The 19,204-nt window shown below is 62.7% G+C and carries 17 protein-coding genes; 8 read left to right on the forward strand and 9 right to left on the reverse strand.

The genetic code is table 11. The features are described 5' to 3' along the window. Positions 1–22 precede the first annotated feature (22 nt). The 7 genes from ACFPM8_RS15825 (at position 23) to ACFPM8_RS15855 (ending at position 8,827) form a co-directional block, all read left to right on the forward strand. On the forward strand, positions 23–1,585 hold the full coding sequence (locus ACFPM8_RS15825) for a TolC family protein (RefSeq protein WP_378998717.1): 1,563 nt from the start codon (positions 23–25) through the stop codon (positions 1,583–1,585). After that, on the forward strand, positions 1,582–2,340 hold the full coding sequence (locus tag ACFPM8_RS15830) for an efflux RND transporter periplasmic adaptor subunit (RefSeq protein WP_378998719.1): 759 nt from the start codon (positions 1,582–1,584) through the stop codon (positions 2,338–2,340). The genes ACFPM8_RS15825 and ACFPM8_RS15830 overlap by 4 nt, the downstream gene beginning before the upstream one ends. After that, positions 2,330–3,745 carry an efflux RND transporter periplasmic adaptor subunit gene (locus ACFPM8_RS15835; RefSeq protein ID WP_378998720.1) on the forward strand — a complete coding sequence of 472 codons (1,416 nt, stop codon included), beginning with the start codon at positions 2,330–2,332 and terminating at the stop codon, positions 3,743–3,745. Before ACFPM8_RS15830 ends, ACFPM8_RS15835 begins: the two co-directional genes overlap by 11 nt. Positions 3,746–3,757: 12 nt before the next feature. Further along, complete coding sequence (locus ACFPM8_RS15840) at positions 3,758–5,866, forward strand: site-2 protease family protein (RefSeq protein ID WP_378998722.1); 2,109 nt, start codon at positions 3,758–3,760, stop codon at positions 5,864–5,866. 70 nt (positions 5,867–5,936) lie between these two features. After that, entirely contained in the window at positions 5,937–7,325 is a 1,389-nt protein-coding gene (locus ACFPM8_RS15845; RefSeq protein WP_378998724.1) for an amidohydrolase family protein, read from the forward strand. Further along, positions 7,322–7,957, forward strand: coding sequence for an adenylyl-sulfate kinase (cysC, locus tag ACFPM8_RS15850; RefSeq protein WP_378998725.1), 636 nt, complete (start codon positions 7,322–7,324; stop codon positions 7,955–7,957). Before ACFPM8_RS15845 ends, cysC begins: the two co-directional genes overlap by 4 nt. 633 nt (positions 7,958–8,590) lie before the next feature. Continuing rightward, positions 8,591–8,827 (forward strand): SymE family type I addiction module toxin, encoded by a 237-nt coding sequence (locus tag ACFPM8_RS15855; RefSeq protein ID WP_378998727.1) that lies wholly within the window; start codon positions 8,591–8,593, stop codon positions 8,825–8,827. A 195-nt stretch (positions 8,828–9,022) separates the two neighbouring features. On the opposite strand, the gene phnF is transcribed toward ACFPM8_RS15855, so the two are convergent. The 8 genes from phnF to ACFPM8_RS15895 form a co-directional block, all read right to left on the reverse strand. Beyond that, positions 9,023–9,751: a phosphonate metabolism transcriptional regulator PhnF gene (phnF, locus tag ACFPM8_RS15860; RefSeq protein WP_378998729.1), complete on the reverse strand. Its 729-nt coding sequence runs from the start codon at positions 9,749–9,751 to the stop codon at positions 9,023–9,025. Then, on the reverse strand, positions 9,748–10,866 hold the full coding sequence (locus tag ACFPM8_RS15865; RefSeq protein ID WP_378998731.1) for a TIGR03364 family FAD-dependent oxidoreductase: 1,119 nt from the start codon (positions 10,864–10,866) through the stop codon (positions 9,748–9,750). Before ACFPM8_RS15865 ends, phnF begins: the two co-directional genes overlap by 4 nt. Continuing rightward, on the reverse strand, positions 10,863–11,711 hold the full coding sequence (gene phnX, locus ACFPM8_RS15870) for a phosphonoacetaldehyde hydrolase (protein ID WP_378998732.1): 849 nt from the start codon (positions 11,709–11,711) through the stop codon (positions 10,863–10,865). The genes ACFPM8_RS15865 and phnX overlap by 4 nt, the downstream gene beginning before the upstream one ends. Positions 11,712–11,733: 22 nt before the next feature. Further along, positions 11,734–12,834: a 2-aminoethylphosphonate--pyruvate transaminase gene (locus ACFPM8_RS15875; RefSeq protein WP_378998735.1), complete on the reverse strand. Its 1,101-nt coding sequence runs from the start codon at positions 12,832–12,834 to the stop codon at positions 11,734–11,736. Between the two features lie 55 nt (positions 12,835–12,889). Then, a complete protein-coding gene (locus ACFPM8_RS15880) occupies positions 12,890–14,602 on the reverse strand; it encodes a putative 2-aminoethylphosphonate ABC transporter permease subunit (RefSeq protein ID WP_378998737.1) in 1,713 nt (570 codons plus the stop codon). After that, entirely contained in the window at positions 14,596–15,720 is a 1,125-nt protein-coding gene (locus ACFPM8_RS15885) for a putative 2-aminoethylphosphonate ABC transporter ATP-binding protein (RefSeq protein WP_378998740.1), read from the reverse strand. The genes ACFPM8_RS15880 and ACFPM8_RS15885 overlap by 7 nt, the downstream gene beginning before the upstream one ends. Next, on the reverse strand, positions 15,717–16,277 hold the full coding sequence (locus ACFPM8_RS15890; protein WP_378998741.1) for an HD domain-containing protein: 561 nt from the start codon (positions 16,275–16,277) through the stop codon (positions 15,717–15,719). Before ACFPM8_RS15890 ends, ACFPM8_RS15885 begins: the two co-directional genes overlap by 4 nt. 190 nt (positions 16,278–16,467) lie before the next feature. After that, on the reverse strand, positions 16,468–17,487 hold the full coding sequence (locus ACFPM8_RS15895) for a putative 2-aminoethylphosphonate ABC transporter substrate-binding protein (RefSeq protein ID WP_378998744.1): 1,020 nt from the start codon (positions 17,485–17,487) through the stop codon (positions 16,468–16,470). A 252-nt stretch (positions 17,488–17,739) separates the two neighbouring features. Here ACFPM8_RS15895 and ACFPM8_RS15900 point away from each other — a divergent pair, with 252 nt between their 5' ends. Further along, complete coding sequence (locus ACFPM8_RS15900; protein WP_378998746.1) at positions 17,740–18,165, forward strand: STY0301 family protein; 426 nt, start codon at positions 17,740–17,742, stop codon at positions 18,163–18,165. A 107-nt stretch (positions 18,166–18,272) separates the two neighbouring features. On the opposite strand, the gene ACFPM8_RS15905 is transcribed toward ACFPM8_RS15900, so the two are convergent. Beyond that, the gene (locus ACFPM8_RS15905; protein WP_378998748.1) at positions 18,273–19,166 is read right to left on the reverse strand and encodes an MBL fold metallo-hydrolase; all 894 of its coding nucleotides are present in this window, start codon (positions 19,164–19,166) and stop codon (positions 18,273–18,275) included. Between the last annotated feature and the right edge of the window lie 38 nt (positions 19,167–19,204).

The following is a 19,204-nucleotide window of genomic DNA, read 5'->3' on the forward strand; positions in this document are numbered from 1 at the left end:
CTTTGGACTCGATAAATAACTTATGAGAAAACATCCATCGACCACCCACTTGATGCAACCGGCCTCTCTTTTGCCGCCTCTGCGCAACGCCATGCTGGCCGGCTCGCTGGCGCTGGCAATCGGCGGCTGCGCGATCACCACCACCCCGCTCACCCCCGCCGAACAAGCAGCGCAGGTCAGGACCGACCGCGCCGCGATGTTCCGCGACCAGGAGCCGGTGAGCAAGCCGATCACCTTGTCGGAAGCGATGGCGCGGGCGATCAAATACAACCTCGACCATAGGCTCAAATTGATGGAAGAGGCGGTCGCGCAGCGCCAGCTGGATTTGTCCAGCTACGATCTGCTGCCGCGCCTGACGCTGGCCGCCGGCTATACCGCGCGCAGCAATTTCCAGGCGGCGTCGTCGGAAGACGTGTTCACCCACACCCAATCGCTGGCGCCGTCGACCTCGTCCGACCGCCACCTGCGCACCGCCGATCTGACCTTTACCTGGAACATCCTGGATTTCGGCGTCAGCTACTACCAGGCACAGGAGCAGGCCGACCGCACCCTGATCCTGAAGGAGCGCCGCCGCAAAGTGCTGCACAGCCTGATGCAGCAAGTGCGCCAGGCGTATTGGCTGGCGCTGGGGGCGCAGGAGCTGGACGGCAAAGTGGCGCCCATGCTGCACCAGGTGGAATCGGCGCTGGCCGATATCCGCCGCATCGAACAGGAAAAATTGCGGCCGCCGAAAGAGACTTTGTACGACCAGCGGCAACTGCTGGACACCTTGCGCCAGCTGGAAGCGATCCGCGACGAACTGGCGCAAGCCAAGCCGCATCTGGCGGCGCTGATGAATCTCGATCCAGGCCAGCCGTTCGAACTGGCCAACAACGGCAAGATGCCGGTGCCGGAGTTGCACGCGGCGTTGCCGGCAATGGTCGAGACCGCCTTGCTGAACCGGCCGGAACTGGTCGAGGCGCGCTACAACGAACGCATCAGCGTCACCGAAACCAAGAAAGCCATGGCCAAGCTGATGCCGGGCCTGGAGTTCAGCCTCGGCGAGCACTACGACAGCAATAGCTTCCTGGTCGACAAGCGCTGGGCCGACGCCGGTTTGCGCGTGTCCTGGAATATCTTCAACCTGCTGTCGGCCAAGAAAATCACGCAAACCGCACAAGCCCAGGTCGAAGTCGCCAAGATGCAGCGCATGGCGCTCAACATGGCGGTGCTGTCGCAGGTGTATATCGCCTATCGCGACTACCACGGCCACAACCGTCAATACGAGCTGGCGCTCAACCTGGATGAAGTCGATCACCGCATCCTGGACCAAACCAAAAACGAAACCAGGAGCGATGCCCAAGGCAAGCTGGTGCAGATTCGCGCCGAGTTGAGCGCCTTGTATTCGGATTTGCGGCTGCAGCAAAACTACGGCGCATTGCAAAATGCGTACGGCGCGATCCTGGCCACGCTGGGCGTCGATCCTCTGCCCGACGAAGTGGCCGGGCACGACATCGAGACCCTGGCCAAAGCGGTCGAGCAAGCCGACAGCCGCCGCCTGAACATCCCCGACGCCGCCCCCGCTAGCGAGAAAATCAGCCAATGACTTTAAGCCACCTCAGTGCGGCCTTGCTGATCGCCGCCAGCGTTATCGCGCAGCAGAGCAGCGCCGCCGAATCAGCGGTCGAGGCCGGCAAGGACGGCCGCATCCGGGTCCAGTTCGTCGCCTTCCAGCAAAGCGTATTGTCGAGCGAATTGTCGGCACGGATCGCCAGCATACCGTTCCGCGAGGGCGACACCTTCCGCGCCGGGCAGGTTCTGGTCAGTTTCGATTGCGGCTTGTTCCGGGCCCAGCTCAACAAGGCCGAAGCGGCGGCCGAGGCGGCGCGCCAGACGCTGAAAGTCGATCAGCGGCTGGCGCAACTGAATTCGATCGGTCAGCTGGATGTGGATCTGGCCGCGGCCAAGGTCAGGGAAACCGCCGCCGAAGCCGGCGCCATGCGCGCCACGGTCGGCAAATGCACGCTGGCGGCGCCGTTCGCCGGACGGGTCGCCAAGCTGGGGGCGCAAGCGTTCGAGTATGTCGCGCCCGGCAAACCCTTGCTGGAAATTCTCGACACCCGCCGCCTGGAGCTGCAAATGATCGTGCCGTCCAAATGGCTAGCGTGGCTCAAGGTCGGCGGCCGCTTCAACGTCAAGGTGGATGAACTGGATCGCGAATACAGCGGCCGCATCGTGCGCCTGGGCGCGCGCATCGACCCGGTCAGCCAGTCGATATCGCTGGCCGGCGAAGTCGAAGGCGCGCATCCGGAACTGCTGCCGGGCATGAGCGGCGCGGCCATGTTCAAGGTTGAAAAGTGACGCCGAAGTGAACCAGGCAGCCAATTCCAGCCGCGCCGCAGCAGCGCAAGACCCCGCCCTGCGCGAACTGGCGACCTTGCTGCAACTGGGCCGGCGCGCACGCGAAGCGGACAACATTGAGGTGCTCGGCTTCGTCGCGGTCAACGAAAGCCGCCAGCTGTTCCAATACCGGCAAGCGGCGCTGGGCCGGGTCAGCGCCGTCGGCCAGTGGCTGCCGGGCGCGGTGATGGCGGTCTCCGGCTTGCCCCAGCCCGACCCGCAAGCGCCTTACGTGCAATGGCTGGCACAGGTGTTTGCCTACCTCGCAAAACAAGACATCCCGGAACCGGGGGCCGCCGTGCGCGCCTTGAATGCGCGCGAACTGCCGGAACTGCTGGCGCGCGACTGGGCCGCCTGGCTGCCCGAATATGCATTGCTGCTGCCGCTGCACGGCCCAGACCGGCATTGCCTGGGCAATTTGCTGCTGGCCCGCGAACAACCGTGGGATGCGCATGAAATGCTGCTCGCGGCCGAACTGGCGCACGCCTACGGTCACGCATTGGCGCGCTTTGCCGGCAGCGACAGCTGGCAACACAAGCTGCGGCTATGGGCGCTGCCGGCCAAGAGCCGCTGGAAAATCGCGCTGGCAGCGCTGGCCGTATGCCTGTTGCCGGTGCGCCTGAGCGTGCTGGCGCCGGCTGAAGTGGTGCCGCTGGAGCCGTTCCCGGTGCGGGCCCCGCTCGACGGCGTGGTCGACAACTTCCACGTGCGCCCCAGCCAGCAAGTCAAGGCCGGCGATCCCTTGTTCGATCTCGACACCACCGTGCTGCGCTCGCGGCTGGGGGTGGCGCGCAAGGCTTACGACGTCGCCAGCGAAGAATACCGGCAAGCCGCGCAGCTGGCCTTGAACGATGAAAAAAGCAAGCTCGACATGACCTTGAAGAAAGGCAGCCTGGAGCAGAAAGCGGTCGAGCTGGACTATTCGAAAGAATTGCTGGCCCGGGTCCAGATCAAAGCGCCGCGCGACGGCGTCGCGGTGTTTGCCGACGTCAACGACTGGCAGGGCCGCGCGCTGTCGGTCGGCGAACGGGTCTTGACCTTGGCCGATCCGGCCAAGGTGGAACTGGCGGTCTCGTTGCCGGTGGCGGAAGCGTTCGACTTCCAACCGGACGCCGCGGTCACGCTGTATCCGAACGGCGCGCTGTTCGCCTCCTACGACGGCACTCTCAGCAGCGCCGCTTACCGCGCCGAACCGACCCCGGACGGGGTGCTGGCCTACCGCCTCAAAGTCCGCTTCGACCGCGGCCAGGCACTGCCGCGGCTGGGCCTGATGGGCACCGCCAAAGTGCGCGGCGGCTGGGCGCCGTTGATCTACATCGTGCTGCGGCGGCCGTTGGCGGCGGCCCGCCAGTGGCTCGGCTGGTAAAGGCGGCGGCGCATGCTACCCGCACTGCGGCAAGACTTGAGCCTGCATCCCGGACCGGCGGCCGCCGACGGCGCGCCGACCTGGACCCTGCACGACCCGGCCGCCAACCGCTTTTACCGGCTCGGCTGGGCCGCCTTCGAAATGTTGTCGCGCTGGCCGCTCAACGATCCGCAAGCGATCCTGGATGCGGTCAACCGCGACACCACCTTGCAAGTCGATGGGCAAGACCTGCTGTCGCTGCTGCAATTTTTGTCCGGCTACGATTTGCTGGAGGCGCTGGGTCCGACCGATACCCAGCGGCTGGCGACGGCGGCCCGCGCCGCCAAGCTGTCCAGGATGCAATGGCTGCTGAAAAATTATTTGTTCTTCCGCCTGCCGCTGGTGCGCCCGGCGGCGTTCCTGAATCGCTGCGCGCCGTATGTGCAGTGGGCGTTCGATCCGCGCTTCTGGCTGGCGATCGCGGTCGCGGCGCTGTTCGGACTGGTGCTGGCCGCGCGCCAGTGGGATCAGTTCCTGCACACGTTTTCAGCCTATAACAGCTTGACCGGCTGGCTGGCGATAGGCGCCGCGCTGTCGTTCGCCAAGCTGCTGCATGAGCTGGGACACGCGTTCACCGCGCAGCGCTACGGCTGCCGGGTGCCGACCATGGGCGTGGCTTTCCTGGTGCTGTTGCCGGTGCTGTACACCGATACCAACGAAGCCTGGAAGCTGCCCGACAAACGCCAGCGGCTGGCGATCGCCGCCGCCGGCATGCTGGCGGAACTGGCATTGGCGGCAGTCGCTACGTTGGCCTGGAATTTTCTGCCGGATGGTCCCGTTTTTGGCCCATTGAAAGCAGGGGCGTTCCTGCTTGCGACCACCAGCTGGCTGTTGACGCTGGGGGTCAACGCCAGCCCCTTCATGCGTTTCGACGGCTACTTCCTGCTGTCGGACTGGCTGGATCTGCCCAACCTGCACAGCCGCGCGTTCGCGCTCGGCCGCTGGTGGCTACGGCGGCAACTGTTCGGCTGGGACGATCCGCCGCCGGAGATATTTGCCCCGGGGCGGCAGCGCTTCCTGATCGCGTTTGCGCTGGCCACCTGGATCTACCGGCTGGTGGTGTTTCTCGGCATCGCTTTCCTGGTGTATCACATCGCCTTCAAACTGCTCGGCATCGTTTTGCTGCTGATCGAGCTGGGCTGGTTTATCGCGCTGCCTATCGTCGCCGAACTGAAAACCTGGTGGCGCAACAAGGACGCCATGCACTGGAATCGCGCCAGCCGCCGCAGCGCACTGATCGCTGCGGCCCTGCTGGCCGTCATCCTGCTGCCCTGGTCGAGCGAGGTGCGGGCGCCGGCCGTGCTGGGCGCAGCCGAGGCGCAAGGCTTGTACGCGGTCAGCGCGGCCAGGGTAGTCAGCCCGCCGGTCGCGGTCGGCACCGAAGTGCAGGCCGGGCAAGTGCTGGTGCAGCTGGAATCGCTGGACCTGCGCTATCGTCTGGCGCAAGAGCAGAATCGCGAACGCCTGCTGCACTGGGAACTGGAACAGCAACCGTTCGACCCCAAATTGCAGCAGGAAGGCAGCGCCCTGCGCGAGCGCTGGACCGAAGCCGCGGCCAGCGTCGGCGGCTTGCAGCAGCAAGTCGAGCAACTGATCGTGCGCGCACCGTTCGCCGGCCGAGTGGCGGAAGCCAACGACAGCCTGGCGCCGGGCGCCTGGATCGCGGCCAAGGAAAAACTGTTTGAAGTGATCGCACCGCACGGCGCCAAGGCCGAAGCCCTTGTCGGCGAAACGGCGCTGCCGCAATTGCAGGCCGGCGGCCGCGCCACCTTTATCGCCGACGCCGCCGAGCTGCACCGCGCCGAGTGCCGGGTCGACAGCATCGACCGCGTCAACCTGGCGGCCATCGACTCGCTGTATCTGGCCTCGACCTACGGCGGTCCGATCCCGGTGCAAAAAGACCGGCACGGCGCACTGGTGCCGACCGCGGCCTGGTATCGGGTGCGGCTGGACCAGTGCGGCGGCGGCGCGCCTGCGCGCGAGTTGCGCGGGGTGATGCATTTGCATGGAGCCTGGAGTAGCATCGCCGGGACTTATCTGCGGCGTGCCATCACGCTGGTGCAGCGTGAGTTGAGTTTTTAATGCAGGGTTGTAGAGGTAGCCGGAATCTTCAAGTTTTAGACAACAACTTCAACGTCAAAGGAAATAGCAATTGAAAGTCTTCGTCTCGCTCGCAACATCCGTGTTGTTCTTCTGCTCCCCCGCCTTCGCGCAAACACCGCAGCCCTCGGTGATGACCGCGTTCGTCGCGGTCAACCTGCTGCCGATGGACACGGATCGCATCCTGCCCAACCAGACCGTGCTGGTCGAGAACGGCAAAATCACCGCGATCGGAGCGTCGCTGACTATCCCCAAGAATGCCCGCATCATCGACGGTCACGGCAGCGCCTTCCTGTCGCCGGGGCTGGCCGACATGCATGTCCATTCCGACACGGCTGACGAGTTGAAGGTCTACCTGGCCAACGGCGTCACCACGGTGCTGAACATGGGCGGCGCATCAGCCGGCTTCATGGACCAAGTCCGGCCCAAGGCCAACCGCGGGACAATTGCAGCGCCGCATGTGTACGCCGGTTTTGTGGTTGACGGCTCGGCCCGCTACGGCAATTTCATCGTGACAACGGCGGACGAGGCGCGTTCCCTGGTGCGTCTGCTAAAAACCAACGGCTACGATTTCATCAAGGTCTACAACGACCTGTCGCCGGTCGCATTCCAGGCGCTGATCGAGGAAGGCCGTATCCAACACCTGCCCGTCATCGGCCACGGCGTGACCCAGGTCGGACTGGAACGCCAGCTCGACGCCGGCCAACTGCTGGTGGCGCATTCCGAAGAATTTTTTTACACGACCTTCTCTCATCCGGATAAAGACAACGAGGGCGGATCGGGACAGACCGACAAGGCGCCGGATCGCGCCGAAATTCCAGCCGCGATCGCTTTCATCAAGCGCAATCATGCTTTCGTTACCGCAGACCTGATCACCTACGCAACGATTGCAAGCCAATGGGGCAAGCCTGCGGTCGCTGAACGTTATTTGCACATTCCGGAGATGCGCTACCTGTCGCCGAGCGGACGCCTGCGCTGGAAAGCGGAAAGCTACCCCAAACGCCAGGGCGACCTCAGCGCCAGGGTTGAATTTCTGAAGTATTTCACCAAGCAAATGGCGCAGGCCGACGTCTCGCTGGTGGCCGGCACCGATGCCCCGACCATTCCCGGCCTGGTTCCCGGCTTTTCGCTGCACGATGCACTGCGCACCCTTGAGGACGCAGGCCTGAGCCGATTCCAGGCGCTGTCGACCGCCACCCGCGTGCCCGGCGAACTGATTCACCGTTCGGCGCCCGACGCCGAATCGTTTGGCACGATCAAGGTCGGCAACCGGGCCGATTTGATTCTTTCCGCCAAAAATCCACTGCAAGATCTGTCCGCGCTGCGCGCCCCGCTAGGCGTCATGGCCAACGGCAATTGGTACGCCGAATCCGAACTGCATGCGCTGCTGGAACAGGTCGCAGCCAAGTACGACGGCGCCTTCATACCTCCGATCCGATGACAGAAAAAACCGCGCCATTGATCGCCTGGCACGGCGGCCAGGTATCCGCCGCCCAGCGCCGCGCCTTGCTGGATCAAATCCCGCTGACGCTGTGGCTGACCGGCCTCAGCGCCTCCGGCAAATCGACGCTGGCCTTTGCGCTGGAGCGGGAACTGATCGCGCAAGGCCGCGCCTGCTATGTGCTGGACGGCGACAATGTGCGGCACGGCTTGAACCGCGATCTTGGGTTCTCGGCGGCCGACCGCGCCGAGAACATCCGCCGCATCGCCGAAGTGGCGCGGCTGATGAACGACGCCGGGCTGATCGTCATCACCGCGTTTATTTCACCGTATCGCAACGACCGGGCGATGGCACGCGAGATCATCGGCCAAGCCAATGTGCGCGAGGTCTATCTGAACACCCCGCTGGCCGTGTGCGAGGCACGCGACCCGAAGGGACTGTATCGGCAGGCGCGGGCCGGCCGGGTCGCGCAGTTCACCGGCATCTCGTCGCCTTACGAAGCGCCCGAGCGGCCGGACCTGACGCTCGATACGGCGCGGCATTCTTTAGAGGACGCGGTGGCGCAATTGTTGGCGGTGATTCATGCGGGGCAGGAGCGGAGCGTAGGTTGGGCTGCAAAGCCCAACGTTTGATAGCAATGAAAGAAATGTTGGGCTTCGCCTTCGGTTCAACCACAACCGATCCTGCTGCGCGGCCGTTAAAGCAAGTAGGGCGGATGAGCGTAGCGTTATCCGCCGTTGGATGTGCCGCAGGTGTGTGATGCATCCAGAACGGCGGAAGACGCTGCGCTTTTCCGCCCTACGTTACCGAGTGCACAAATATCGGCGCCCTGCTGATCTCAAGCCCAGTCGGTAGGTTGGGCTGGAAAGCCCAACGTTTGGTCGCGATAAAAGAAATGTTGGGCTTCGCCTTCGGCTCAACCACAGCCTACGATCCTGCTGCGTGGCGGTTAAAGAATTGAACAGCGCAGAGACGACAAAAATAGTGTTTGAACTTCAATAAAATCTGCGCTATCGTCCTTACGTCGTGAGAAAGAGCGATCTGGTTTGAGAGCCAGTAATGATTCACCGGGCAGGCAGCCGCTCCCGAGCGGTTTTTTTTTGCCTGCCCCTATCAATTGTTGCGTCTTCTATGGCGGACACTTGGTAGGGAGGGCTACGGCCCTGCCGGTTTTTGGTGAATCACCCGGTCTCTCAACCTTGCTTTGTGCCCGCCTCCTTCGTCAGCCGACGAAGGGCGGAAAAATCACCGTAAGAGGAGACCGCATGAGCTACGCAAACAAGCCAGACCAACCAGGCAAATCCACTTCATCCACTCAAGACAGTTCCACCAACAACAACTTGCCAGACCGGCATTTAACCGTCGGCGTCTGCCCGGAAGGTAAGCTCAGAACTCCCTGGATTCGACTACGCGGCAAGTGGCTGTTGGACGCAGGCTTCACGCCCCAGACCCCGATCCGGGTGCAGGTGAGGCGAGGCTGCTTGTTCATTACCAGAGAGTAGGGCGGATGAGCGTAGCGTTATCCGCCGTTGGATGTGCCGCATGTGTTTGACGCATCCAAGACGGCGGAAGGGTGTAGCAGGGGTTTCAGATGGCATGCCATCTGCCTGCGGAACGGTATCCGCTTGCAAGCGGATACGCGCCCTGCAAGGGCTGCGCTTTTCCGCCCTACGTTACTTATCGGCGTCACACCACACCTAATCAGGCTCAATCAACACCTGCACCGAAGCGCTACCAAACTGCGTCACCCCATACTCGATCGCTTGCTGGCGCTCATCGACATACACCGTTTCGACATACAGGATGGGCAGCGCGGCCGGCTGGCCCAGCAGTTGCGCCACTTCCTTGTCGGGCAATCTGGCGGTGACGCGGCTGATGCGGCGCTGGAATTCGTGCACGCCGAAATGCGCCAGCGCCAAATGTGTCTTGCCGGTTTGCGCGTAGATTTCGCCGAAGCCGGCGAACCTGGGCAATGGGAAGCATTGGCTGCCGACGCCGATCACCTTGTCGTCGACCAGGTCGAGCGATTCCACCTTCAGCACTTGCGCATCGGGCCGCAGGTCTAGCAGTTGCGCGATTTCGCCATCGACCGCTTGCTCGGACCAATGCAGCAGCTGGCTCTTGCCGGCGCGGCGGGCCTTGGCCACGCTATGCGCGAAACGGGTCTTGCGCCCCATCTGATAGGCGATCGCGTCGTTGCGCACAAACGTGCCTTTGCCGTGCACCACTTCGACCATGCCGCGCTCGGCCAGCGCCTTGACCGCCTGCCGCACGGTGTGGCGGTTGACGCTGAAGCGTTCGGCCAGCGCGGTCTCGTTCGGCAGGCGCTCGGTCAGGTTGCCGGCCAGGATGTCGGCGCTGAGCGCTTGTTCGATTTGGCGCCAGACGGTGGTGCCGGCGCTGCGGACGATGGTTTTGTCCGTCACGCTGCAAGATTCCGCTCTGCCAAACCAAACGCAATGCTCATGCCGATGCCGCTGGAGATGGTCACCGCCTGCACGCCCTCGGCCGGTTGAAACACTTCATACGGACGCGGGCCGCTGGCATAGATCCCTTGCCAATGCTCCAGCACTTGCAGCCGGCGTTGCAGCAGCGTCTCGGCCAGCGCCGCGATCTGCGCGTCGATTTCCGCCCGGTTGAACGGCGACACGGTCGCGCCGTATGCGTGCGAGTCGCCGATGATCAGGTTGCCGTCCGCGCCCGATTGCTGGACGATCAGGTGGATGCCGTGCTCCAGCAGGAAGGGCTCGCGCTGCTCCACCTCCTGGCGCAAAGCAGCCAGCGGCGCGACGAGCGCGGCGCATTGGGTGAACGCGCCGTAGTGCAAGGTCGACAGGCCGGTCATCAAGGCCGGCCCCAGCTTGATGCCGGGATTGGCGACGCGCAGCATTTGCAGCGCGCAGCGACGCATGTCGAGCGCGGCGTACTGCTGCGGGAACAAGGTCTGGAAATCGTGGCCGGAACAGATCACGGCTTGATCGGCTTGATGCAGGCCCCGGCTGGTGTGAATACTCGGCAGCTCGATCGCATTGACCTGGGTGTCGTAATGAAAAACCACGCCGTGCTGTTGCGCCAGCCAGCGCGCCAGCGTCGGGATCGCGATCCGCGGCACGAGCGTGATCTCGCTGCCGCTATACAGGCCGGCCAGCCCTGTGGCGTGATGGCCGGCGACTTCCGCGCTGCCGATCATCTGCGTCTGATACGCAGAACCTTGCGCCGACTGGAAGGCTTCCAGCACATCCAGTTCGGCCTGGCTGCGGGCGACGATCAGGCTGCCTTGCTGTTTGTGCCAGCAATCGGTCGCCGCCAAAAACTGCAGCCACAGGCTGCGGCTGCGCTGCGCCAGATCATGCAAATCGCCCAGCGGCTGCCCCAGCACCAGGCCCAGACCGAAGTTGCGCACCGAGGCGCCGACCGCTTCGCTATCGCGTTCGTACACGGTGACATGATCGCCGCGCCGCACCGCGGCCCAGGCATGCGCCAGGCCGACGATGCCGGCGCCGACGATGGCGATCCGGCGGCCATTGTGCACACTGCTCACGGCCGTTCCCCGTTGGCGATGCGGGCGGCGATGGCTTCGATCACGGCCGGCAGATCGGCGATGGTGTCGATGATGTAATGGGCGCCGGACTGCACCAGCTTGCGGCTGGCCAGCGCACGGCGCTGGGCGCGCTGCGCCGGCGATAACTGCTCCAGTTCCGCCAGCGTCAAGCCCGCCTCATTGCCGGACAAGGCCAGCCCGACGGTCCACATGCCGGCCGCCAATCCTTCTTCTATCCCCGGCGCGGTATCGTCGACCTTGACGCAGGCGCACACCTCGGTCACGCCCAGTTCGATCACATTGGCCAGCGCCATCCACGGCCCCGGCCGGCCGCCGGCTTTCAGGTCGTCGGTGGCGACCGCATGCTCGACCGTCAAGCCCTGGCTGGCGGCATGCGCCAGCAAGCGATCCATCACCACCCGCGGGTAGCCGGAACAGGAGCCGATCCGGATGCCTTGGCCGGCGAGCTGGGAAAGCACCTCCAGCGCACCGGGAATCACCGCCGAATAGTGCGCAACCCGCTCGATCTGCAACGGCAGGAAGGCGGCATACAGCGCATCGACATCGGCATCGCTCATCGGTCGCCCATATTTGGCTTGCCAGCGCTGCGCCACGCCGCTTTGCCGCCCCAGCGCCTGGATGTGGTCCCACTTGGCCAGGCCCATCGGCACCCGCGCTTCGGCCAGCGACACTTCAACGCCGAAACCGGCGAAGGCGTCGATCAGCACCTGGGTCGGCGCGAACGAGCCGAAGTCGACCAGGGTGCCGGCCCAGTCGAAAATAACGGCTTGCACCGGTCCCTGATAGGTCCGGCTGTATTGGTAGTCAGATTGAAATTGGGTCATGTTTAGGCTCCGGCAGAATCGTTTAGCAGGGAATATCCATCGCACGCAAGGCGCGGGCAATTGTGTCGATCGCCATCGCCATCTCGGCTTGGCCGATCGCGCCGATGCAGCCGACGCGGAAGGTCTCGACCACGGTCAGCTTGCCGGGATAAATGATCACTCCGTGCGCCTTGGTCAATCTATAAAATTCCTGGAAATTCCAGTTAGGGTGCTGCGGCGCGTGCACGGTCACGATGATCGGCGCTTGCAGTTCGGCCGGCAGATACGGGCGCAAACCCAATTGCTCCAAGCCGGCAATCAGCGCCTGGCAGTTGTCGCGATAGCGCGCCAGCCGCGCCGGCTGGCCGCCCTCTTGTTCATATTGATCCAAGGCGCTGTCGAGCGCGGCGACGATATGGGTAGGCGGCGTAAAGCGCCACTGGCCGGTGCGTTCCATGTACTTCCATTGCGCATGCAAATCGAGCGACAGCGAATGGGCGCGGCCTTCGGCGTTTTCCAGCGCGTCTTTTTGCACCAGGATGAACGCCATGCCCGGCACGCCTTCCAGACATTTGTTGCTGGAGGCGATCACGGCCTCGACCGGGAGTGTGGCTAGCGCCAGCGGCAAGCCGCCGAATGCGCTCATGGCGTCGAGTATCAGCTTCTTGCCCGCCGCCGCGACCACCGCGGCGATGGCATCCAGCGGATTGAGAATCCCGGTGCCGGTTTCGCAATACACCAGCGCGACGTGGGTGATTTCCGGATCGCGCGCCAAGGCTTGCGCGACGGCTGCCGGATCGACCGGCGCCGATTCGCCGAAGTCGATGACGGTCACGCGCCGGCCCATCACTTCGGTCAGCTGCGCGATTCGTTTGCCGTAAGCGCCGTTGGCCAGACATAGCAATTTGCCCTGTTTCGGCAGCAAAGTGCCGATCGCGGCTTCCACCGCAAAGGTGCCGGAGCCTTGCAGCGGCACGCAGACATAGCGTTCGTCGGCATCGACGATAGCCAGCAATTTGGCGCGGACTTTGGCGGTCAGGCGGTTGAAGTCTTCGTCCCACGAGCCCCAGTCATGCAGCATGGCGCTTTTGGTTGCGAGCGTGGTGGTCAGCGGACCGGGTGTCAGCAAAATTGGATCGCGCATTGCAGTTATTTGACCTTATTAAAAAAAGTGGAGTAAGGAAGCAACGGAGAAATCTTCAGTGGCAAGTTCGACGCCAGTCTTGTGCGCGCCGATTGACCCACCAGCCGACGCCGTTCATCAACAGCGTGGCAAGCAGCGAGCTGCCGACGATCAAGGTCGACATCGCAGCAGCGGATGCGGTGTCGCCGGCGTCGTCCATGTTGAGCACGGCGAGCGCGGCCAGCACGGTATCGGGCGTATACAAAAAGATCACGCAGCTGACGGTGGTCATGCTGGACACGAACAGGTATCTGGCAACGTCCAGAATCGCAGGCAGACTGACCGGCAAGGTGACCCGCCGCAACGTGACCCACCACGGACTGCGCAGGCTGCGCGCGACGGCTTCGATCTCGCCATCCATCTGGCGCAGCGCGGTTGTGATGGTCAGGTGCGCGGTCGTATAAAAATGGGCAATCGTCGCGATCACCAGCAGCGCCATGCTGCCGTACAAACGGTGCAAGGGATTGGCCGGATTGTTGAAGCAGAGGATATAGCCCAGCCCCAGCACCATGCCGGGCACCGCCATCGGCAGCAGCGCCAGGCTGCGGATGGTGGTCGCGGCCAAGCGCGGCACCGGCATCTTGCTCACCAGGTAGGCGCACACAAAGATAAAGCCGGTGCCGAACATGGTGACCAGCAGCGCCAACTTTGCACTGTTGCGGAACGATTGCCAGCCGCCGCCGTCCAGTTGATCGAAATCGAAATGCGCCAAGGTCAGGCTGAAGTCATACGGCCACGACTTGATAAACGCGGCAGCAGCGGCGACACCTAGAAACGCCAGCAAGAAAATCGACACCAGCGCGCACCACGACCACAGCGCGGTATCGCGCGCGACACTCTTGCGCGGCCGGTAGAGCACCGAGCGGCCGCTCATTTGCACCGATTGGCGGCGCGACAGCCACTGCTCGACCGCAAAGCTGAGCACCGCCGGCAGCAGCAGCAAGACGCCGATCACCGCGCCTTTGCTGAAATTTTGCTGACCGATCACCTGTTTGTAGGCTTCCAGCGCCAGCACATTGGTGTGGCCGCCGATCACCTTGGGCACGCCGAAATCGGTCACCACCAGCGTGAACACCACCATCGCGGCAGACACGATGCCGTAGCGCGCATTGGGCACGGTAATCGTCAGGAAGCGGCGCAATTTGCCAGCGCCCAGCGTCTCAGCCGCCTCATACAAACGGGCGTCGGCCATGCCCAGCGCCGCAGTCAGGATCAGCAAGGCATGCGGAAAGGTATAGAAGGCCTCGCCCAGCACAATCCCGATCGGGCCGTAAATGCTGTGCGCGACTAGCCAGCCTTTCAGCAGCCCCTGGTTGCCGAACAAATAGACCAGCGAAATGGCCGGCATCAGCGACGGCGCCAGCATCGGCGACAGCGCGATCAGGCGGAACAGGCGGCGGCCGGGAATGTAGGAACGGGTCAGCGCAAACGCGAAAGCCATCGCCGACGGCAGCACCACGAGCAGCGTCGCCAGCGCCAGCGCGACGCTGTTCCAGGTGGCGTCGCGCAGCCGGGATTCCAGCAGCAGGCCGGTCCAGTTGGACAAGCCGACATAACTGCCGTCGCGGGCCTGGGTGGTCATGCCGAACATGCTCATCAAGGGCCAGGCGATGAAGGCCAGCAGCACCAGCGCAGCCAACCACGCCAGCGCTACCGCCAAGGTTTCGTCGCTGCTGCGTAATGAAATCGCAGGCCGCGCTCCGGCGAAACGAAGCTTGAGGCTCAGCATGGCGAGGTACCGGGAAACACGCGGACTTTATGTCCGGGCAGCGTGACCGGCACCCGGCGGCCGGGTTCCAGCATCGCGTAGCCGGCATCGTTGGGGCCGACATCGGCGATGATGCGGATGGTGCGATCGGCGCACAGCGTCAGCGCGGCGCGCCGCAGTCCGCCATGAAAATCGACCCGCTCGACCACTGCCATCATCGAATCCGAACCGACTTCCCAGCGGTTTTCGATGCGCACGTCTTCCGGCCGGCAAAAGGCGCTGGCGCTGAAATTGACGCCTATCATCGAAGTCGGAATCCGCACCTTCAGCGGCTGGCCGGCAAGCGTCGCCTGGCCGTGCTGATCCAGCAGCAGCGGCAACCAGTTGGCGCGGCCGATGAACTCGGCCACGAAGCGCGATGCGGGTTCGCGGTACACCTGTTCGGGCGTGCCGATTTGTTCGATGCGGCCATTGCTCATGACCACGATCGTGTCGGCCACTTCCAATGCCTCCTCTTGATCGTGAGTCACCATGATGGTGGTCACGCCCAATTTGCGTTGCAGCTGGCGCAGCTCCTGGCGCAAGCGTTCGCGCACTTTGGCATCCAGCGCCGACAGCGGTTCGTCCAGCAGCAGCAAGCTGGGCGAGGTGGCCAAGGCGCGCGCCAACGCCACCCGCTGTTGCTGGCCGCCGGACAGCTGGGACGGGTAGCGCTGCTCGGTGCCGGCCAGCCCCACCAGATCCAGCAACTCATCGACCCGGCGAGCTTTTTCGGCGCGGCTGGTTTTGAGGGCGTAGCCGACATTGGCGGCGACGTCGAGATTGGGAAACAGCGCGTACGACTGGAACACGATGCCGTAGTTGCGCTGGGCCGGCGGCAGCTGGCCGATTTCGCGCCCGGCCATGCTGACCCCGCCGCGGTCTTGCGCTTCCAGTCCGGCGATGATGCGCAGCAAAGTCGTTTTGCCGCAGCCGGATGGTCCCAGCAGACAGATGAACTCGCCTTTGTTGACGCTGAGGTCGATTTCTTGCAACGCGTTGAATGCGCCGAAATGTTTGCTGACGCCGTGAATGCGGAGCCAGTCGCGCTGTTCGCTTGCGGCCTGCTCCGAGGCGACGCCAGGTTCATGCAATTTCATTGCGCCCCCGCTGTTTCCGCGATGGCGAGCAAGCGCGGCAAAAAGTATTCATAAGGTGGAACCGTCATGCCGACCACCTTCGCGGCATCGTCGCAACGGCGCAAGGCGATGGCGCACGCGGCATGCGGCCTGGCGGCGAATTGCTGCGCGGCCGCCGCGTCCATCGCGCCGCCCTGTAACGCCAGGCTGGTGCGCGAGGCATCCGACAGCGCCGCGAAATACGCCGGCTCTACGTGGCACAGATAGCGCTTGGCATCCACGTGCAAGGCGATCGGTTCGATGATTTCCGGCGGCAGCAGGCCGCGCAGGAACGGAATTATTTTTACCTGATGCAGATCGTCCCGGCCTTGGGCCAGATCGTCGTCGCCCTGGCCGAACAACATATGTCCAAGATCGTGCAGCAGACAGGCGATGATCAACTGCTCGTCGGCGCCGGACTGTTCGGCCAACCAGCCGGCTTGCAGCGCGTGCTCGCGCTGCGTGATTGCCTCGCCGCCGTAAAGCTCGCCGCCGGCCCGATTAAACAGCTGACTGATGTCGTTCACCGAAAGCGTCATGCGCGTTGTTATCCTCAAAAGTAAATCGGCCCGGATAGCGATCCGGGCCATCCTGCAATGCTATTTATGGTCGCCTCTAAAACCGTAGCGAGCGGCCCAAGGTCGGGGCAAGAAGCGCAGCTGTACGGAGGTACAGCGAGCATCGCAGCCCCGAGATTGGGTCGCGCAGTAGGTTTTAGGGGTGACCTTATTATTTAGGTTCCGATTTGCCGTCGTACCGCTTGCTCCATTCAGCAAGGATGCGATCGCGGTTGACCGCTGCCCACTTCAAATCCTGCTTGATCAGCAGCTGCTCGTAATTGGCCGGGATCAGCGGGCTTTGCTGGGCGACGCCGGGATAGGCGACGATCGCAAAATTTCTCGCATACAGTTCGTTGGCCGATTTCGAGGCCGACCAGTCGGCGAATTTGCGGGCCGCATCCAGGTTTTTGGTGCCCTTCATGATGGCGGTCGCTTCGACGTCCCAGCCCAGGCCTTCTTTCGGGAAGATCAGGTCGATCGGCGCGCCGCCCTCTTTCAGCTTGGCGCCGCGATATTCAAACGCGATGCCGATCGGGAACTCGCCGCTGGCCGCTTGCTTGCAGGGCTTGGAGCCGGAATGCGTGTATTGCGCGATGTTGTCGTGCAGTTTGTCCATATAGCCCCAGCCGTCCTTTTCGCCGAACTGGGCCAGCCATGCGCTGACATCGAAATAGCCGGTGCCGCTGGAGGCCGGGTTAGGCATGACGATCTTGCCTTTGTATTCCGGCTTCAGCAGGTCTTTCCAGGACTCGGGCTTTTTCAGGCCCAGCTTCTTCGCTTCCACGGTGTTGAAGCAAATCGCCGCGCCCCACACATCCATGCCGACCCAGTTAGGCGGCGTGCTGTTGTCGATATAGCGCTTCGACAGCTTGTCCATGCCTTTAGGCGCGTAAGGCTGCAACATGTCGTCCTTGGCCAGCACCAGCAGCGAGGTGGCGGCAACGCCCATCACCACGTCGGCCTGCGGCGCGGCTTTTTCGGCCAGCAGTTTGGCCGTGATGATGCCGGTCGAATCGCGCACCCAGCGGATTTTGATATCGGGATATTCGGTTTCGAACTGATGCTGGTAAGCCTTCAATTGGTCGGCTTCAAGCGCCGTATACACGGTCAGACTGGTGTCCGCGTGAACGAGATTGCAGCTCAATGCGCATAGCAAGGCGGCTGGCTTCAGCAAATGACGAATCTGCATGTGGATGCTCCTGGTTAGGTGGGCGTTGGTGATCGACTGGGAGGCATCGTAGCGGCCATTTATTACGTCATCGTGACGTCTAGATGACTGTTTGAATACATCGGCGGGCGTACTGCGCTTAGGCCGAAAAACCCGACGTTTGGTAGCGATGAAAGGAATGATGGGCTTGGCAGCCCAGTCCACTAGTTGACCGATCGGATTCTTTGGTTAACTATGGCCGGAGTGTTTATATTTACATAAGGATTAACCGACATGAAATTACATTGCCGCTTACTCTGTTTCACCGCCCTGCTTGGCGCAGCCATCGTTTCCCATGCAGCACCGGCCGTACCCGCCTGCCCGGCTGCAATCACTGCCAGCGCGGTTGCCAAGGACTGGATCGCGTACGACGGCAATAAGGACTATGCGTATCTTGATCATCATGTGCAGTTTTTCTCCGACCATCCGTCCAAGAACTATCAGTTGAAACCGGATTTCCTCAACCAAGGCAAGAAGCAAATTTGGACGAGAGACAAAAATGAACCGCCGTTCTGGATCCTTTGCCAGGACAAAAAAAATGCCGCCACGCTGATCAAGCAATTGCCCAAGACTTTCAAGCGATGCGAGGTCAAGGAAGAAGGAACGCCGGCCGTCGAAAGGATGGCTTGTTTCGATAAGAATCAAGGCCGCAAGAGATAGCGGATTCCATGCCACGGCGGCCTCGATAACGCTGTGTTGTTGGTTGGGCTGCAAAGCCCAACCGCAGACTGACCCCGTTTAACTACTTTTTGCCGTCGCCTTCAAACTTAGACGTAGCGCCACTCGAATCCGCCGTCCTTACGCGTAACCTGCCCCACCGATGTCTCTGGAAAATGCGAACTGAAGAACATGGCATTGTTGTCGGCCGCATAGTCGAGCGCCCATCGCCGCGAGGCGCGCGCCTGCTCGGGAAACGCATCGAACCTCGAGTTCCACTCGGGACGGTGAATCTGGATCGGGTGATGCAGCACGTCGCCGGAGAACAGCGCCCGCTCCCCGGCCGAGTTCAGGCTGATGGAGGCATGGCCGAAGCTGTGCCCGACTGTCGGATGAAAAGTCAGACCGTCAATCACCTCTTTGCCGTCAAAATCGATCATCTGCGCCAACCCGGCTCTGACAATCGGCAGCACGCTGTCTTGTTGAACAATGAAACTGGTCTTGTTGCGCTCGCTGTGATTGCGCTGGTCGGCGAAGTACTGATACTCGTCACGGGAAAACAGGTATTTCGCGTTGGGGAAGGTCGGCACCCAATTGCCATCGACCAGCCGCGTGTTCCATCCAACATGGTCCACATGCAAGTGTGTCAGCAACACGAAATCGACCGCTTCGGGCTCGACGCCGGCGGCCTTGAGCCGGGCCAGATAGGGCAGCTGAAGATGGTCGAACATCGGAGTGAACGGGCGATTCTTGTCGTTGCCGACGCCGGTATCGATCAGGATCGTATGGCGTCCGGTCTGGATCACCCAGGTGTGGACGCTCATCAAGGCCCGTTGACGCGCGTCATCCATGGAGCCCGGCGACAACCACGTCGCATGGTCTTGCAGCACATCGGGATGCCATCCCTGGAACAGCATTTCCGGCGTAAAAGTCGTCAGCGCCAATTCGCTGACGCGCGTGACCGTGGCGTCGCCGACCTTGTAGATTTTTGACTCGTAGCTCATATCTCCCTCTCCCTTTCATGTCTTGCCGGTAATAAGTC

The organism is Paraherbaspirillum soli, from assembly GCF_042654985.1.
Lineage (GTDB): Bacteria > Pseudomonadota > Gammaproteobacteria > Burkholderiales > Burkholderiaceae_D > Paraherbaspirillum > Paraherbaspirillum soli.

Coding starts and splice junctions, on each gene's coding strand:
- ACFPM8_RS15880 (WP_378998737.1), bottom strand. CDS start 14,602: ATGCTGAGCCTCAAGCTTCGTTTCGCCGGAGCGCGGCCTGCGATTTCA.
- ACFPM8_RS15855 (WP_378998727.1), top strand. CDS start 8,591: ATGAGCTACGCAAACAAGCCAGACCAACCAGGCAAATCCACTTCATCC.
- ACFPM8_RS15840 (WP_378998722.1), top strand. CDS start 3,758: ATGCTACCCGCACTGCGGCAAGACTTGAGCCTGCATCCCGGACCGGCG.
- ACFPM8_RS15895 (WP_378998744.1), bottom strand. CDS start 17,487: ATGCAGATTCGTCATTTGCTGAAGCCAGCCGCCTTGCTATGCGCATTG.
- ACFPM8_RS15900 (WP_378998746.1), top strand. CDS start 17,740: ATGAAATTACATTGCCGCTTACTCTGTTTCACCGCCCTGCTTGGCGCA.
- cysC (WP_378998725.1), top strand. CDS start 7,322: ATGACAGAAAAAACCGCGCCATTGATCGCCTGGCACGGCGGCCAGGTA.
- ACFPM8_RS15905 (WP_378998748.1), bottom strand. CDS start 19,166: ATGAGCTACGAGTCAAAAATCTACAAGGTCGGCGACGCCACGGTCACG.
- ACFPM8_RS15875 (WP_378998735.1), bottom strand. CDS start 12,834: ATGCGCGATCCAATTTTGCTGACACCCGGTCCGCTGACCACCACGCTC.
- phnX (WP_378998732.1), bottom strand. CDS start 11,711: ATGACCCAATTTCAATCTGACTACCAATACAGCCGGACCTATCAGGGA.
- ACFPM8_RS15825 (WP_378998717.1), top strand. CDS start 23: ATGAGAAAACATCCATCGACCACCCACTTGATGCAACCGGCCTCTCTT.
- ACFPM8_RS15890 (WP_378998741.1), bottom strand. CDS start 16,277: ATGACGCTTTCGGTGAACGACATCAGTCAGCTGTTTAATCGGGCCGGC.
- ACFPM8_RS15885 (WP_378998740.1), bottom strand. CDS start 15,720: ATGAAATTGCATGAACCTGGCGTCGCCTCGGAGCAGGCCGCAAGCGAA.
- ACFPM8_RS15830 (WP_378998719.1), top strand. CDS start 1,582: ATGACTTTAAGCCACCTCAGTGCGGCCTTGCTGATCGCCGCCAGCGTT.